The following is a 15851-nucleotide window of genomic DNA, read 5'->3' as shown; positions in this document are numbered from 1 at the left end:
CTCGCCCTCACGCGATCACTTCGCCAATCGGGTTGGAGGTCTTCATCGACCCGACGCCGAACTCGCCGACCGGCGCCCCGGCAAGCTGCATTGCCGTGAGCGATACGCGGGTCACCGAATCGCCCTTGCCGGCGATGTGCTGTCCGGCCTTGTGCCGTCCACCGGCCCGGCCGGCGAGGAACATCGGAATGTTTTCGATCGCATGGATCTTCGCGTATCCCGTATCGCTGAACGCCAGCACGATGGAGTTGTCCAGCAGCGTGCCCTCGCCTTCCTTGATCGCGTCCAGCTCCCCCAGAAACACGCCAAGCCCCTTCATGACCTCGCTGGCGAGCTTGCTGGTTTCCGGCTGGTAGCCAAGTTGCGCATCGGTCGGCTCGTCGTGAGTGATCTGGTGATAGATCTTGCTCTGGCCGGGCAGATAGGTTTCCGAGGCGCCGGAGGTATGCACGAAAGTGAACACGCGGGATTGATTGCAGGCCAGGCCCATCGCCAGCAGCTTCGCCATGACTTTCGTATTTGAATTGACGATGTCGACCGATGAGACACGCGTCGGGTCCTGCGGCGCTTGCGGCAGCACGCACGCTTCGCGCTTCTCCGGCTTCTGCAGCTGAACCGCGAGCTGATTCTCCAGGTCGCGGACCGAGCTGAAATACTGATCCATCTTCATCTGATCTTCCTTGCCGAGCCCCATCATCAATGCCCGACGCTGCTCGGTCACGGCAGACAGGACGCTCTGGCGCAACATGATCGAGGGGTTCGGCTTCCAGTCATCGCTGTTCGGATCCTGGAAGTCCGGACCGAACAAACGTGTGTACAGCGCAAGCGGCGTCGCATCGGGAGATGCGAATGTCGAGCCGGTGCGTGTCGAGTAACTCACCGGCTGGCGCGACACCGAAGCGTCGATGTCGATGGACTTGAAGCGAGTGGACGTGCCGATCGCATCGGCGACCTTAGTGTCGAAGGACGCGGCGTCGAACCTGGTCGCCGTCGCGGGTGCGACCCCGGACAGGATCGCAGCATGCCCGGTCCAATGAACGAGGTTGGCGCGCCCGTCGCCGATGACCCGGAATCCGGAGAAGACGGAGACTTTGTCTTTGACCGCCTGGAGCGCCTCGAGCTCGGGCATGAGCTCGTACCCCGGTCCCACTTTCGTCGGCACCCAGCGGGTACCGCCGGTCGGCGTATCGGTCAGGCCCAATCCCCAGAAGTATGTGCCGAACCTGACCGGCAGCGGCGCACCGCCTGCGAACGCCGTGCCGTTGCTGTTGAGAAATGCATCCAGCACCGGCAGACCGACATAGACTGCCGAGCCGCCGAGCATGCCCTTGAGAACCGAGCGACGATCGAAACGCAGTTTCATCGAACTACTCCACCGTGGATTGCAGCTGCGTGACCGTTGCCTCGGCAACGGGCGCCTTGGGTTTCGACTTCGGTGCGATCACTTTGAAAAATTCGGGGCTCGAGGCGACCTGCCGGACCAGCGCGGGAAAGCGATAGCCGCTCGCGATGAAGGCCTTGGTCTGCTCTGCCAGGTACGCCTTGTCGCGGCCGTAGGTCTTCTCGCCTACGCCATACGAATACACATTGCGGACCAGACATGCCGGCACCTTCGGCTCGTTGCGCAAATATTCCCCGACGCCGCGAGCTCCCTCGATGGTTATGTTCTTGAGCTGCGCCGTCACATCGATGGGCACGCCGTTCTCCATCGTACGCAGCTGTCCGAGGCCGTCGAAATGCTCCAGCGCAAGTCCGAGCGGATCGGTGCGGCGATGGCACCCCGAGCAGCCTTCGTTTTCCATATGGTCGAGCAGGCGTCCGCGCACGGTGCCCTTGGTGCTGTCTTGCACGGTCGAGAAATCCACGTTCGCCGGTGGCTGCGGCGTCGCCTGGCACATGAAAATTTCCAGCACCTTGATGCCGCGCCTGGTCGGCGACGAGGTGCCCGGATGGGCATGCAGCGCCAGAAAGCCGATGTCCGTCAGAATCCCGGAGCGCTCCGAATCTTGCGGGAACACATACGTCATCCACTGCGCCCTGGACGCGTAAGGAACCTGATAAACGGCAGCGAGCGAGCGGTTCAGGAAGGCGTCGCGTGCAGTGAAGAGGTCACGGTAGTCGCCTTGCCTGCGCACCAGCAGATCGATCGTACGCAACAGCATCTGCTCGCGAGCGGCCTCCGCCACGGACTGATCGAACTTCGGATAAATGCTCGGATCCTTGACCAGATTGCCGAAGCCATCCAATTGGAACATGTCGGCGAAAAAGGCCCGGGCGCCGTCATTAAACTTCGGCGCAGCTAGCATGCGGTCGACCTGTCGCTCGAGCTCATCCTGCGAATGGAGCGCACCGCTGCGGGCGGCGGACAGCAGCTCGGCGTCCGGCGTGGTGTCCCACAGCAGGAAGGACAGGCGCGTCGCCTTGGAGAATGCATCGAGCCGGTACTGGTGGGGGGCTGCAGGGTCGGGCTCGGCCGACTCGATCCTGAAAAGGAACTCCGGTGCGACCAACAGGCTCGTCAATGCCAGCTCGAGGCCGGCGTAGAAATCTCCAGTCTGCTTCGCTCCGCGCGCCGAGATGTTCAAGCGGCTTTGAATCTCCGCGGGCGTCAGCGGGCGACGAAACAGCAACTCACCATAGCGCGCTACAAACTGGCGAGCGCATTCAGCGTCGGGTTTAGCGGCATCTGTGGGCTGGCAGGCAACGGCAGTCTCGCGCCCCTGCTCGCTCAGCACCTGCTCGGAGATCGATCTTGCGAGCGCGAAGTACTGTTCGAAGCCCGACGAGGTGAGCGACAGCATTGCGCTGCCCAGGGCAAGCAGCCCTTCTTCGCGGCGCTCGGGCTCGAAACGGGCCTCGACTTTGATCGCCGGGCCGAATACGTCGGCGATGGTATGTCGGTATTGCGTCTCGGTGATCCGGCGTACACCCACCGTCATGGCTGGCGCCTGCGCAGCGCCCTGCACTGGCGCGGCCTGAATGGCGAAGCCGCCGAGAATGTTTGCTCCGAGCAGCGCAAACACTGAAACCGTCTTCTTGACCAATGTCCGTCCCCCCGGCGGCGGCGCCACTGATCGAGCGCCGCATCGCACAGACCGACCGTAGTACATTACTGGAGCGACCGTCAATTACCGTTACGGCTCCGAAAAACATTCTTGACGTAACCAGGGTCGGTCCGGTCTTTTTGGTTCGACAGATTTCCTTTCCTGCGACGCAAAACCCAGATCTGCGTGCATTCTCGGTATGCGCTGATCCTCCTGGCAGAACAGGACAGCCAAGACGCGCGCGCTACGATCAATCGTCCTCGGCGCGGAACGACTCGTGACATTTCTTGCAGGTTTGTCCGAGCGCTCGCCACTGCGCTTTGATCGCCCCGATATCATCTCCCGCAGCGACCTTCGCAAGTTTTCCTGCTTGTTCGGCGAAGGCTGTCTGCGCGGCCTGGAACTGCGCGGGCTGTTGCCAGATTTCCGGCTTGGCCGCCGTTTCGATCTCCGACTCTGGTCCGGTGCCGGCCGGAAACCAGAATCTTTGCTGCCTGGTCAGATCGTCTATCTGCCGCGCATACTGACGAATCGTCGGCAACGAGGGCGCGGTCTTTTTCAGTTCATCGGTGATTCCTTTGAAGGCCGCGCCGATGTCGCGCAACGCTGATTGCCGACCTTCGATCACCGGTTGCGGATCGAACTCTTCGTCGGCGAGAAGACCACCGGCGCCGGAGCAGATACCGATAGCCAGGAGGATGCTGAGGCTGAGCTTGGAATTCATGTTTGTTTGTTGAGCCGAGCGGTGACCGAACAGGTGAGATCGAAGCAGCTTCAGCTGCGCTTGGTCCAGGACACGCAATGACCCGACGCGCTCACCGGACTGGTGAGAACCTCGCAAGGAGCGCAGCTGTCGCCGGTTTTGACGGGTTTGAAATAAGCACAGTCTCTGCAGGCCTGACTGGCGTCCGGCGCGCTGTCGGTGTATTCGAGAGACTCGCGCATGCTTTGCACGCTGCCACTCATTTCGTCTGGGTCGACGCACGCCGCGCGCGCCGATGCGCTTGCAAGGATGAGCGCCGAAGCACGCAATCCGTAAGTGATGAATCTGCGACGATCGCAACTGGCCATGAGTCCCCCGCCCGATGTGATTGTGGCAACCGACGGCGGGCATTTGAATCATTAATGGTTAGATAGTCAACTCTCCGGCGCGGCCTCGCTCCGGGTGCACGCACTCGAACCGTACTGCAGTCGACGCGTGATTTGACTGTGGCAGCCCGGACCGCTAGGGTCGCTGCATTCCACACCTCCGCCCGATGAATCGCACGATGAGCCGCAAAGCGCCGATCACTCTGACTCGCAAGGAGCTGTACCGGCGCGTCTGGTCGAAGCCGATCAGCGCGGTGGCCGACGAGTTCGGCTTGAGCGGCAATGCCTTGACGAAGATTTGCAATCGCCTGCTGGTGCCCTATCCGCCGCGGGGTTACTGGGCGAAGGCAGCCGCGCGCAAAAGCGTCACCAAGCCGCCGTTGCCCCTCGCCCCGGATATCAAAGCCACCCATATCATTATTCCTGGCGAACGGGCCGCGTCGCGTCGGGTACGCACCCGCCTGGATCCGCAAGCTCGGCGCGAGCAACTGATCGAGATCGCCCAGCAACTCGTCACTGAGGGGGGCGTGCATGCGGCGACGATGAAGCGCATCGCCGCCGTGGCCGGAATCAGCGAGACGCTTGCGTACAACTATTTTGGTAGTCGAGAGCAGTTGTTCGTGGAGCTTGCGCGGCGCGAGTTCAAGCGGATCCGCGAAGCGCGGCAAGCCGATGAGCAGCGCTCCAACGATCACTATGAGCGGATCACCCGCATGACCAGGACATATCTGCGCCACATCGGCCGACGGGGAGCGTTATTGCAAACGCTGATCAGCAATCCCGAGGTGCGCGCCTTGCTACGCAGCGAGCGGCGCAAGGAACAGGACGATAGCTTCCATGCACATGCGGAGGAACTCGTCTCGCTTTACGGCATTCCCAAGCCACTCGCCCTCGGCACGACTGTCGTGCTGACGACCTTGTGCCTGCGTGCTGGCAAGATCGTCGCCGACGGCCGCATCCCGGTGGAATCCGCGGAGCGGCTCTGCCTGAGCATGATGCTGCAAGGTTCTCGCGACCTGGTCAGTCGGGAATCTTCACCTTCTCGGGCGCCCTGAGCGCCTTCAAGCAACTCAGAATGAGGCTGTGACAGATCTGACGCGCGGTGGTTTGATCGAGCTCGCGATGGAATACCAGCCGGCCGGCCTCATCTGGAATGGCGGTCATCATCTCGATCGCCGCATGGATCTCTTCCCGGCTGCACGGTAGCTGGCTGGCGGCAAGGCGCGTCAGGCGCTCCGCAATCTGCTCGCAGGAGCGACGCACCTGCGGACTCAAGTGCCCCGCCATATAAAGGTCCGTCATCAGAATGTTCAACAACGGACCGCTGCGCGCCACGTGCTCGAAATAGAGCATTGCGCACAAGACGGCGGCTTGTTCGAGATCTTGTACCTGGGAGGCCGTGTCCAGGCCACCGAGCGACAGGCTGTGAATCTCGCGCTCCAGCAACGCGTTGAACAGGTCGTACTGCGACGGGAAGTAAGCGTAGATCAGTCCCTTGCTTGCGCCCACCTGGCGCGCGAGTTCCTCGACCGGCAGCGGCAGATAGCCCTGTTCCACGATCATTTTCGCTGCCGCATCGAGCATCTGGGCGCGCCGCACTTCAGGAGCGAGGCGCTTGGCCTTGGTGGTTTCGGCCTTTTTCTCGGTTGTCGTGGGCGAGCGCGTTTTCATGCGCAGCCCTTATAGCCCGCGCATGCTGAGTTGTTCAACTTCTACAGCGTGGCGCCCGCCCCGGGGGGCCGAGGGGCTGTAAATCGCACATCAGCTACGGGCGTTCGCCGTCGACGGTCCGTCGGGAATCGTCTTCGACTTCACGATCCGCGCCGTTTCCTTGAATTGCAGCGTCGCATCCGTCGCCTCGGTATGAGCCGGCCACGTCACATCGCCGGCGCAGCGCAGGGCCTTGGCCTTGGGGTCCATCTTGTAGAAGGCGATCCAGCACGACTGCACCCGTTCTGCGACCGCGCGATCCGCGGCATCAGCTTTGCCCGAGGCGCTCGCGGCCCAACTGGATGTATCGATCGAGTCGAATGTGAACATGAGCTCTGCGGAATGGATGGCGCCTTGTTGCCACTCATCGCGCCGGAACCCGGGCACGTAAGCAAAATGATAAAGCCATGCGCTCGCGCCTGTATCGCCGGTGAGACGCGCAAGAGCGCGCGCAGCATCGAATCCGGCTTCCCCGCTGTTCGATCCCACCATGACCGGCACATCGATTTCGGTCCCTGCGTTGAGCGCCTCGCCGGTCGTAGTCGTTCGGAATCGGTGGTCGATCGGGGTTGCCACGCCTCTGCGCGTCGCCTCGGACGAAACAAACGTTTGCGCCGACACGGCGCGCAGTTGTTCTACGGTGACATCGGCGGGCAAGCCGAGCGCTTTCACAGCTTCCACGCCCCGACTTTCCGCATCGGCCATGCTTTGCCCCGGCCGAAGCAACGCGCCAGATTGGATTATCGCTTTGTGATACAAACCCCTGGCAGAAGGAATCGACAGCAGGTTCACGACCATCGCACCCCCTGCGGACTGGCCGGCGATGGTGACGTTGTTGGGATCGCCGCCGAACGCAGTGACGTTGTGCTTGACCCACTGGAGCGCCGCGACGGCGTCGGTCAAAGCGAAATTGCCGAGCGCGTCCTGAGCTCCGGCCGTCCGACTGAGCGCCGGATGAGAAAAGTTCGCTAGTGCACCGAGCCGATAATTGATCGAGACAGTGATCACGCCGCGCCTGGCATTGGACGTGCCGTCATAGGACCCAAGCTGACCCGAGCCAAGGAATGCTCCGCCGCCATGGAGCCACAGAACCACGGGCGCGCGGTTCGCCTTTGCTGGCGCATAGATGCTCAGATATAGACAATCCTCGGACTGTGGCCCGACGACACCGCCCGCGTTGGCGGACTTGCCGTCGATGTTCACGGGCTGAGGACATGGCGGTTCATGCGCAATCGCCGCGCGCTCACCGGGCCAACTGTCGGGCTGTTGTGGCTGCTTCCAACGCAAAACTCCGATCGGAGGCTTCGCGTACGGCACGCCTCTGAACACATTGACGCCATCACGGCTTTCACCCCTGAGAACGCCAGAGTCGATCTTCACGATGACGGGCGCCGGCGCACCTTCCTGCGTTGCCTGCGATTGCGCGAGTATCGGCGCCGAGGTCGTCGCCGCGATTACCACGGCGGTCATCCACATTCGCATCATAGGTCCCCCCTGATCGGAGAAAAGGATCTCTGCAACCGAGCAGGTGCAGAGATCCGCTCCAGCCGTGCACGCGCACGACCTCTAGTGGGACTTTGGAGCCGTGCTACGCGCCTGCGCCGGAAAAGCACTCGACCGGCAATGGGCCATTAATATTCTTTACTGGTGCTTTCGTCAATTACCCTTTGCAGGGCGGCCAGCTCGTTCCACGATGCGAGCATCAGCGTCGTTCACGGCTGCACAGAGACAATGATTTTGTGAGAATCCGGCCGGCCCTGGATTGTCACCAGCACTGTGTACACGAGACAGCCATCAATCGCGCTTCGCCGCGCTCGCATGCTCACTGATCAGCCTGACGATCTGTTGCAGCTGGACTGGCTTGGTGAGATGCGCATCGAACCCCGCTTCGAGCGCGGCTTGCTTATCGTGCGTCTGTCCCCAGCCGGTGACTGCAATCAACAGCCTGCGCGCGCCCGAGGGTGTCGCTCTCATTTGTCGTGCGACTTCATAGCCGTTGAGCTCGGGCATGCCGATGTCCAGCAAGGCAACATCGGGCTGGAATTCAGCGCCAACCTTCACGGCGTCCGAGCCGGTATGGACTGCACGGGTATCGAAACCTTCGAGCTGTAACATCGCAGACCAACTTTGCGCGCTGTCGACATTGTCATCGGCGATCAGTACTTTCAGCGTACCCAGCCGCCCTCCTGCATCGACCGTGCTGCTTGCCTGCCTAGCCGTCGCTCCAGGCGGCGGGCCAACGAGCGGCAGTGTGACGATGAATTCGCTGCCATGGCCGATGCCCGCGCTCCTTGCCTCGACCGAGCCGTCGTGCAGTTCGATCAGCCCTTTGACGAGGGCAAGGCCGATTCCCAGACCGCCTTCGGAGCGCTCCAGCGCGGGCTTCAGTTGCGAGAACATCTCGAACACGCGCGACAAGGCTTCCGACGAAAGTCCGATCCCGCTGTCCTCGACCGTCACGACTGCCCGATCGCCCTCTGCGTGCAAGCTCACTCGTATCGATCCTCCCGCGTCCGTGTATTTCGCGGCATTGGTCAATAGATTCGAGAAGACTTGCGCAAGGCGCACGGGGTCCGCATCGACCCACAACTTCTCAGGCGAACGTTGGACGGTCAACGAGTGCCGCTTCGCATCGATCATCGGCCGACATGTTTCGAGCGCCGCGTCGATCGTCTCCTGCACCGAAACGACGGATCGACGAAGCTGCAGCCGTCCATGCGTGATGCGAGCAAGCTCGAGCAGATCGTCCAGCAATCTGGCCATGAGGTCGACCTGCCGAGTCAACGCGTCGCGCGCGATCGCCGCCACCGCCGGCTTTTGCTCCGCTCGAATCAGCAGTTGCGCAGCCGAGTACAACGCAGCGAGCGGATTGCGCAACTCGTGTGCGAGCGTGGCCAGGAACTCGTCCTTGCGCTTGCTTTCGTCCTGGAGCTGAAGCTGCGCACGCACACGGTCGGTGACGTCGTAGCCTTCCGCAAGCACCGCAGGTTCTCCACCCCCGTGTGTCATCGGGACGTAGACGAAATCGACATAGCGCTGCTCGGGCGGCAGACCTGGCATCGTCTGCAGCAAGACCGGCATCTCGCGACCGACAAACGGCGTGCCGGTTACCATCACCTGCCGCAACAGCTGCGGATAGGGCTGATCGGCGAGCTCCGGCATTGCATCCTCGAGACGCTTGCCGATCAGCTCCCGATATCCGATGAGCCTCTCGTACGCGGGATTCGCCAGCTCGAACACCAGATCCTCGCCGCGCATGACCGCCATGAACGAAGGCGTGTTCTGGAAAATGCGCTGGAGCTCATCGCGCTGCAGACGCATCTGCTCATGCGCCGCTCGCCAGCGCAGGCTCTCCGCTTCCTTCAGAACTCGCTGCGCCTGTCGGCGCAATTCGGCCAATCGAGTGTGAGCCACGATGCGCGCCCGCAGCTCACGCGCGCTGAACGGCTTGACGAGATAATCGTCCGCACCGACATTGAGTCCTTCGACTCTGGCTTCCTCTCCGGCGCGCGCCGACAGCAGGATCACAGGGATATCGACGGTCGCGGAGTCTTGTCGCAACGCCTGCAGCAGCGCGATGCCGTCCATCCTCGGCATCATGACGTCTGAAAGCACCAGGTGCGGCGGTCGCGCGCGAATCAGCTCGAGCGCTTCAACTCCATCGTAAGCCGTCACGACATCGAATTGCGGGCGAAGCAGACGACTGACATATTCGCGCATATCCGCATTGTCGTCGGCCACGAGGATCCGCTGACGATCCATGCTCGCATCGACCGGAGCAACCTCCGGAGCTTCGCGCCGCTGTGCCGCTTGCACCGATGGCGGCAGCTCGTTCCGCTCGTCCTCGCGCCATGCGCCGATCTCTTCGAGAAAAGCACTGACCGTAGTCGACGGTTCGCGCAGCTCGGGGTGCGTGCGCACCTGCTGACTCGGCAAATGGTTCGAGCCGAATGGTATTTCGATGGTGAACGTCGTGCCGGCGCCTTCGGTGCTTCGAACGCAGATCGAACCGCCATGCAATTTGACGAGTTCGCTCACCAGCGCAAGACCGATGCCGGTACCTTCGTTCGATCGCCCTTGCGCCTTGGGCACTCGGTAGAAGCGCTCGAACAGGTGCGGCAGCTCGGACTCGGCAACGCCCGTCCCCGAATCTCGCACTTCCAGTCGAGCGCCGCTCGCGGTCTCGCGCAGGGACAGAGCGATCGTGCCGCGCCAGGTGAATTTGAAGGCGTTCGACAGCAGGTTGAAGACGATCTTCTCCCACATGTCCCGGTCGACGTACACGGCGCGACTCGAGGGCTCGCATTGCACCTCGAAGCGCAGCCCGGCTTTTTCTATCGCCGAACGGAAGCTGCTCGCCAGCTCGCGCGTCAGCTGCGCCAGGTCGGTTGGCTCGTAGTTCGCCTGTATGCGGCCGGCCTCCAGCCGCGCGAAATCCAGCAACGTGTTCACCAGCTTGAGCAATCGCATTGAATTGCGCTGGACGTACGTGAGCAGCTGACGTTCTTGAGGGTCGAGGTCGGCGCGCTGCAGGATTTCTTCGAGGGGCGCGAGCATCAACGTAAGCGGCGTGCGTAGTTCGTGGCTCACATTGGAAAAGAACGTGGTCTTGGCGCGATCCAGCTCGGCGAGCATTTCGGCGCGTTTGTGCTCGTCCTCCACTTTGCGCGCGCTCGCGATCGCGCCGGAGATATTCCCGGCTACGAGCCGAATGAAGTCCAGATAGTGTTCGTCCAATGCGCGACGCGGACTGATCCCTGCGATCAGGTAGCCTGGCGACGTATTGCCCGCAGCCGCGAACGGCAGCACGACTGCCTGCCTGATCGGCTCGGGCCACGACCCGGCATGCAGCGGCCCGAAGCGCTCGAGATCGACGCTCGACAGCACGATCGCTTCCGCATCCAGTTTCCACCCCGACTGCGCGCCTGATTCGATCTCGAGCGGCGCTGCCGGCGACTCCTGCGGCAATCCGACCCGCGCGGCAAGCGTCAGGCGCGATCCGTCGCAGGGCGCGTACAGTAATGCGAAGGGCAGATCGGTCGAGTAATTCGCGAGCACCTCTGCGGCCGCGGGATAGACATCCGCTACCCGACGAGCGTTGCCCCCGATCTGACCCAGATCGCGCAGCGCGCGCAGACGGCGCTCCCCGATCACGCGTCCGGTTGTCTCGTTGACGATGCAAAACACGCCGCCGACGCGGCCAGTCTCATCGCGCACCGGATCGTATGAAACGCCGAAATAGGTCTCCTCCAGATAGCCGTAGCGCTCCATGAAGAACGGCCGATCTTCGGCCCAGAACGCTTCGCCCGTCGTCAGCACGCCATCGAAGATCTCCTTCAAGCCGGCGCGCCAGAGCTCGTCCCAGGAGTCGCGGATCGGTTTGCCCAGCGCATCGGGATGCTTCGCGCCGAATACCGGACGATAGGCATCGTTGTAGAGCGTGATCAGCTCTTCGCCCCAGAACAACGCGATCTGCGCCTTCGAGGGCAACAGGATGCTGAGCGCGCTGCGCAGGCTCTGTGGCCAGCCCTCGATCGGTCCCAACGGGGTTTTGGACCAATCCAGGGCGCGAATGAGCTCGCCCATTTCGCCCCCGCCGACCACGACGTCTGCGGCACGCAGCGCCGTTGCGTCGGATCGCCCGCGGGAGCTTCCGACCTTGTTGTCTGGCTCCATTACCCTTTTTCATTCGGTAACTACGCTGGGCCAATATCATAGCCAATCAGCGCGGCATCTCGCAGGGGAAGGTCGAACCGAATCCAGATCAGGTCACTTCTCGCAGTGGAGGGACCGGCGCCGTCACCCGCTGTGATGAAAGCGAATCCCGAGGCGCGGGAATCGTTCATAGAGCTCAGCTACACAACGAACGTGCTCGGCGCGCGTGAGATCGAGTGGCTCGTGTGTGGTCCTGACGAGCCATGCACCGCCTGCTGTTCGCTGCGAGCGCTGCAGCAGCTCGCGATCCCGATCCGGATCGGGAAAGCCGAGCCAGCGAGCCGTGGCCTCCGACCAGTAGTTCGACCATCCAAGCCGCTCCGGCTGCAGGTCCGACTCGCGAACGCCGCCGACAGCGGCAGCCTTGATCGCCGGTATGCGCACATCGAGCTGCTGCATGAGCTCGTGCAGCGGCCGAAGGCTGATCTCGGTTCGCTGCCGTCCCGGCGCTTGCGCCGGCCAGTCGGCAAGACGGAACAAATCCATGAAGGTGAGCTCGGCTCGTCGGGGCGTGAGCTCGCCGCTGTGTGCCTGCAGCGTGTCGCCAAGCTCGGCGAGCAGCTGTTCGCGCACGCTCCAGGCAACGGCGGGAAAATAGATCGACAGATCGAACGACGACTGGTTGGGCGTCATGAAATTGCCCTTCACAAGCACTCGGCCAGAATCGATCGGCGCGCCTGCCCGGGTGTAGCGAATGCCCCTGCCGTTGGAAAGAATCACCTGCCGGAAGGGATCGCGCAGCGTGTCCTGAAGGAACGCCAGCCGGTTCTCGACGATCTCCTCGCGATCGGTAGAGGCGATATAACCAGTGCGAATCGCCACCTGAGGCAGCTCCGCCCTGCGCTCGAGAAGGCTGCATGCCTCCTCGAAGCGCGCGGCCCACGAATCGGCCGTCGCCGGTATCCACAGGCGAAGCATCGTGGGCTGGTCGGCATCTTCCATCGACAACATGACTCGCGCTCAGCAACCGTTGGGGAACACTCGCGCCGCGTCCAGCGGATTGCCAGCATCGTTGATAAAGAAGTTCTGCATGTCCAGCATCAGAACGGGATCGCTGACGCCAAAGCCGAACTCGATGCCGCACAGCCCGGAAGGCACCCGCTCGCGATAGAAATCATAGATGGCTTTGCCGAGCAGCACATCCAGGAATCTCCTCGCCGAGGGGCGATTGCCGGCAAGCGCCCAGATCACCGAGTAGAACGTACCGGTCTTGATCTCGTAGAGCTTGTCCTCTGCGACGATCCAGCCGTCGAACGCAATATCGCGCAACTCGACATCGACGCCGGGGAAGTCCGTGTACCGGTCCGCACACGCATTGTGTCGCAAGGTGAACGGCGATGTGCCGCCCTTGCGCCGGTTCATCGGCTGCGGCTGGCAACTGCAATCGTCTTCCACCTCAGCGAACGCGAGCCCCGAGAATGCCGCCGCGACTGCGGTGAACGTCGCCCTGGCCAACGGCGCCACGGCACGCGCACCCGCCACGAGAGCCGCTCCGGCCACGGGCGCAACGATTGCGAGCAACGCTCCGACCAGGATCACTTCCACCACCACGGTGGCAAGACCGACGCCGTTGAAGTTGTAATCTTCGTCGACCAGGTAACCAAACAGCAGCCACCAGATGAAGGAGATATCCGGCACGGTCACGCGCACGGGCTGCGTCTGGCGTCCGCAGGCTTCGTCGTCGAAGTTGCCGCTCAACCCGCCACTGACCCGATAGTCTGCGGAGCCGGTGTGCGGATCCATCATGATGTAACCGCTGCCGGTCCATGTTCCGTTGGTCTGCGTGAACTGCGGGATCACGACTTCCAGACCGGCGGACACGGCATTGTTGATATCGGCCATCACGTCCGGGGAGTGCTGCAGCCTGGGCCTGACGCTCGCCAGGTTGGCAGCCGTGATGTGGAAGATTGGCACGTTGTTGCTGTTCGCCAGTTCGAGCAGCCGCATCGTGTTGGAGCCGTGGCCGATGCGCTTGCCGAAGACCTGCTCGATCACGGCGCCTTCGATCGAAGACAGCGTCATGCCCGTATGCATGACGAGTCTGCGTGTCTTCTCGGCATCCCCGTCGAGCGAGGAGGCGCTCATCTGTGCGAGCTTCACATCAACCTGACGCGAGTGATAGCTCGCGCGGCGAGGTATACCGAAGCTGTAGACGATGCTGATCGGCGCGGCAAAGATGCCGACGGACGGCAGCCGCGCGACGGCAGCATTGCTCAACTGCGCCAGCAGGCGTTGCTGGAAATCGGCCTGCGTCCAGAACACTTTGTTCGCGACATACAAATTGCCTTCCGCGGAGTCCAGACCGGTGCGGTTGCGCAGCTCGAGGCCCTGATCCGGCGTGAGCCCGCCGCCGTTGACGCCGATCTGCACTTCGTCGCCCGCGACGATGGAGAACTGTGCCGACCTCACAGGACCGCCGAACGGTCCCTGGAAGCTCACCCGCAGGACCAAATCTTCGCCGAGGCCGATGGAACCCGACTCCGCCAACAGATTGCCGTTGAGTGTCAGCCGCGAGCGGGCGCGTATCAAATAAGCAGGAAACTCCGTCGCACCCGCTGACGTGTAGCTATCCCACGTTGCCGCGTCATCCGGCGTGGCAGGAACATGCGTCAGGTGGAGCGATCCGTAACCGAGCGTCGGCAGGGGCAGACTGGCAGCGAACAACTGCGCGCCATCGTCGCCGTGCAAGCCCGCGTTCAGCAATTCGACTCTGGCGATCACTCGTTGAGATTCCGGCAACGCCGCCCAGGTCGGTCCGCGCGCGACGACGCGATAGGGAAGCGATGCGCTCAGGACCGGAGCCGACGTGGCGATGATCTCTCTTCCGCCGACGAACTCCTCCAGCATGAACTTTTCGCTGGTCCCACCGACCAGCGCGGCGACCTGCTCCTGAAACGCGGCCAGCGGTTGCTCGAGCGCAGCGGTATCGAAGCCGGTCAAGGCTCCATCGGACCCCTGTGCGGCTTGCAGATACTGGTTGGCTACAGCTTGCAACTCGGCGGTGAGCTCAGGCGTGATCAATGCCGGAATCGCACGGTACTGCTTGAAGCTCGCATCCATCGGCACCCACGTGTCGGGCGTGCGATTGCGAGCGCCGCGGCTCGGCACGAAATCCACGAATGCCTCGACCCAGACGTGTTCCATGCGTGCGGCACGAATGACGCCTCCCTGCGCGAGGCCGAGCACCGGAACGCCGCCCTGAGCGAGATGATCGAGTGCGGCATTCGGCGATGTCATGCCTCCCACCCAGTTCATCACTTGAGCGATCGGCACTTCGATCGTTCCATACGCATACCGCGCCGGAATGCCGGCAGCGCGCAACAGTGCGATGAGCAGCGACGCGATGTCGAACGCGTTACCCTGCCTCATCTCCAGGGTCATCGCGCTACCCTGGATGCTTCCTTGCGTGGGCACGTACTGCACGTTGTTGCGCACCCATTGATAGATCTCGACCGGATTGTTGTTCAGCTGTTGCGCGAGCTCGCTAATGGCAGGCGTCAGCTGAACATCCACGGTGGCTGCAAGATGTTCGGGTCCGGGAACTGTGCCGCTCGCTTGCGCAGCTATGAACACCGACGCAGGATGCAGGGACGCAAGCTTCACGCCGGCGACGGGCTCGGCAAACATCGCAGCGAATTCATCCGCGGCAGTCTTGGGTTGGCGCGTCTGTTTTGCAGGAGTACGGAACGGCAGACTGGACGGGTCCAGCCGCTGGTGGCGACGCTTCGTCTGTGTGCGCTCGAGCCGCGTGCGCAGCGTGGTCGCCGTCTCGCCGAGCGCGGGCGAATTCTCGGCGGCCCCATCGATCTCAGCCAGTTCGGCTTGCGTCTGCTCCGCCTGGGCTTTGAAGCGCGCCACGGTTTCGCGATGGCGCTCCAGGATCGATTCGGGCAGCTTTCTGGCTTTGATCTCCTGCTCGTCTGCTTCGAGCTGCGCCAACTCCTGTGCCTGCAGGGCCGTGAGCTCCGCCGCAAGCTGCCGCAGCTCCCGCTTCTCTTCCTGCAGAGACTGCTTGTCGACGTGCTGCTGTGTAAGCGACTGCAACCTTGAACGCAGTCGGTCGAGATTGTCGGCATGCGGATCCGCGAGCGGCTGCACGACGGTAGGCAACGCAGGCGGAGGCGCAGGCATCGACTCCGTCGCTTGCGCCGCAGGCGATAGCGTCACGGTGCAATAGGCGAGCAAGGTGACGCACGAAACGATCCGTGTGAAGAGACAGCTCTCGGCGCTGACGATCGTGTCGGACTTCGACGGTTCCTTGTGTTTTGCCATTGCCATTACGCATCCTGGTTT

At 62.6% G+C, this 15851-nt stretch carries 10 protein-coding genes; 1 reads left to right on the top strand and 9 read right to left on the bottom strand.

All coding sequences use genetic code 11. The features are described from left to right. Positions 1–7 precede the first annotated feature (7 nt). The 4 genes from JM946_RS08960 to JM946_RS08945 all read right to left on the bottom strand — a co-directional run bounded on the left by JM946_RS08960 (position 8) and on the right by JM946_RS08945 (position 4115). Positions 8–1363: a DUF1552 domain-containing protein gene (locus JM946_RS08960; protein ID WP_203166948.1), complete on the bottom strand. Its 1356-nt coding sequence runs from the start codon at positions 1361–1363 to the stop codon at positions 8–10. Positions 1364–1367: 4 nt separating this feature from the next. Further along, positions 1368–3044: a DUF1592 domain-containing protein gene (locus tag JM946_RS08955; protein ID WP_203166947.1), complete on the bottom strand. Its 1677-nt coding sequence runs from the start codon at positions 3042–3044 to the stop codon at positions 1368–1370. Between the two features lie 250 nt (positions 3045–3294). Next, entirely contained in the window at positions 3295–3768 is a 474-nt protein-coding gene (locus tag JM946_RS08950) for a c-type cytochrome (RefSeq protein ID WP_203166946.1), read from the bottom strand. 50 nt (positions 3769–3818) lie between these two features. After that, positions 3819–4115: a high-potential iron-sulfur protein gene (locus JM946_RS08945; protein ID WP_203166945.1), complete on the bottom strand. Its 297-nt coding sequence runs from the start codon at positions 4113–4115 to the stop codon at positions 3819–3821. Positions 4116–4387: 272 nt separating this feature from the next. Here JM946_RS08945 and JM946_RS30950 point away from each other — a divergent pair, with 272 nt between their 5' ends. Further along, a complete protein-coding gene (locus JM946_RS30950) occupies positions 4388–5188 on the top strand; it encodes a TetR/AcrR family transcriptional regulator (RefSeq protein ID WP_203166944.1) in 801 nt (266 codons plus the stop codon). Here JM946_RS30950 and JM946_RS08935 read toward each other — a convergent pair. The 5 genes from JM946_RS08935 to JM946_RS08915 all read right to left on the bottom strand — a co-directional run bounded on the left by JM946_RS08935 (position 5154) and on the right by JM946_RS08915 (position 15830). Further along, complete coding sequence (locus tag JM946_RS08935) at positions 5154–5804, bottom strand: TetR/AcrR family transcriptional regulator (RefSeq protein WP_203166943.1); 651 nt, start codon at positions 5802–5804, stop codon at positions 5154–5156. The two genes, JM946_RS30950 and JM946_RS08935, sit on opposite strands and share 35 nt — an antisense overlap. Before the next feature lie 90 nt (positions 5805–5894). After that, on the bottom strand, positions 5895–7328 hold the full coding sequence (locus JM946_RS08930; RefSeq protein ID WP_218042706.1) for a carboxylesterase/lipase family protein: 1434 nt from the start codon (positions 7326–7328) through the stop codon (positions 5895–5897). 309 nt (positions 7329–7637) lie between these two features. Then, the gene (locus tag JM946_RS08925) at positions 7638–11429 is read right to left on the bottom strand and encodes an ATP-binding protein (protein WP_203166941.1); all 3792 of its coding nucleotides are present in this window, start codon (positions 11427–11429) and stop codon (positions 7638–7640) included. Between the two features lie 213 nt (positions 11430–11642). Further along, the gene (locus JM946_RS08920) at positions 11643–12509 is read right to left on the bottom strand and encodes a DUF5953 family protein (RefSeq protein WP_203166940.1); all 867 of its coding nucleotides are present in this window, start codon (positions 12507–12509) and stop codon (positions 11643–11645) included. A gap of 9 nt (positions 12510–12518) precedes the next feature. Next, positions 12519–15830, bottom strand: coding sequence for a transglutaminase-like domain-containing protein (locus JM946_RS08915; RefSeq protein WP_218042705.1), 3312 nt, complete (start codon positions 15828–15830; stop codon positions 12519–12521). Positions 15831–15851: the final 21 nt, after the last annotated feature.

Source organism: Steroidobacter gossypii, from assembly GCF_016801985.1.
Lineage (GTDB): Bacteria > Pseudomonadota > Gammaproteobacteria > Steroidobacterales > Steroidobacteraceae > Steroidobacter > Steroidobacter gossypii.
This window is presented reverse-complemented; position numbering and strand designations above follow the sequence as displayed.

Excerpts from the sequence above, each read along its gene's own strand:
- JM946_RS08930 (WP_218042706.1), bottom strand. The coding sequence starts at position 7,328 with ATGATGCGAATGTGGATGACCGCCGTGGTAATCGCGGCGACGACCTCG.
- JM946_RS08960 (WP_203166948.1), bottom strand. The coding sequence starts at position 1,363 with ATGAAACTGCGTTTCGATCGTCGCTCGGTTCTCAAGGGCATGCTCGGC.
- JM946_RS08915 (WP_218042705.1), bottom strand. The coding sequence starts at position 15,830 with ATGGCAAAACACAAGGAACCGTCGAAGTCCGACACGATCGTCAGCGCC.
- JM946_RS08935 (WP_203166943.1), bottom strand. The coding sequence starts at position 5,804 with ATGAAAACGCGCTCGCCCACGACAACCGAGAAAAAGGCCGAAACCACC.
- JM946_RS08945 (WP_203166945.1), bottom strand. The coding sequence starts at position 4,115 with ATGGCCAGTTGCGATCGTCGCAGATTCATCACTTACGGATTGCGTGCT.
- JM946_RS08950 (WP_203166946.1), bottom strand. The coding sequence starts at position 3,768 with ATGAATTCCAAGCTCAGCCTCAGCATCCTCCTGGCTATCGGTATCTGC.
- JM946_RS08925 (WP_203166941.1), bottom strand. The coding sequence starts at position 11,429 with ATGGGCGAGCTCATTCGCGCCCTGGATTGGTCCAAAACCCCGTTGGGA.
- JM946_RS08920 (WP_203166940.1), bottom strand. The coding sequence starts at position 12,509 with ATGTTGTCGATGGAAGATGCCGACCAGCCCACGATGCTTCGCCTGTGG.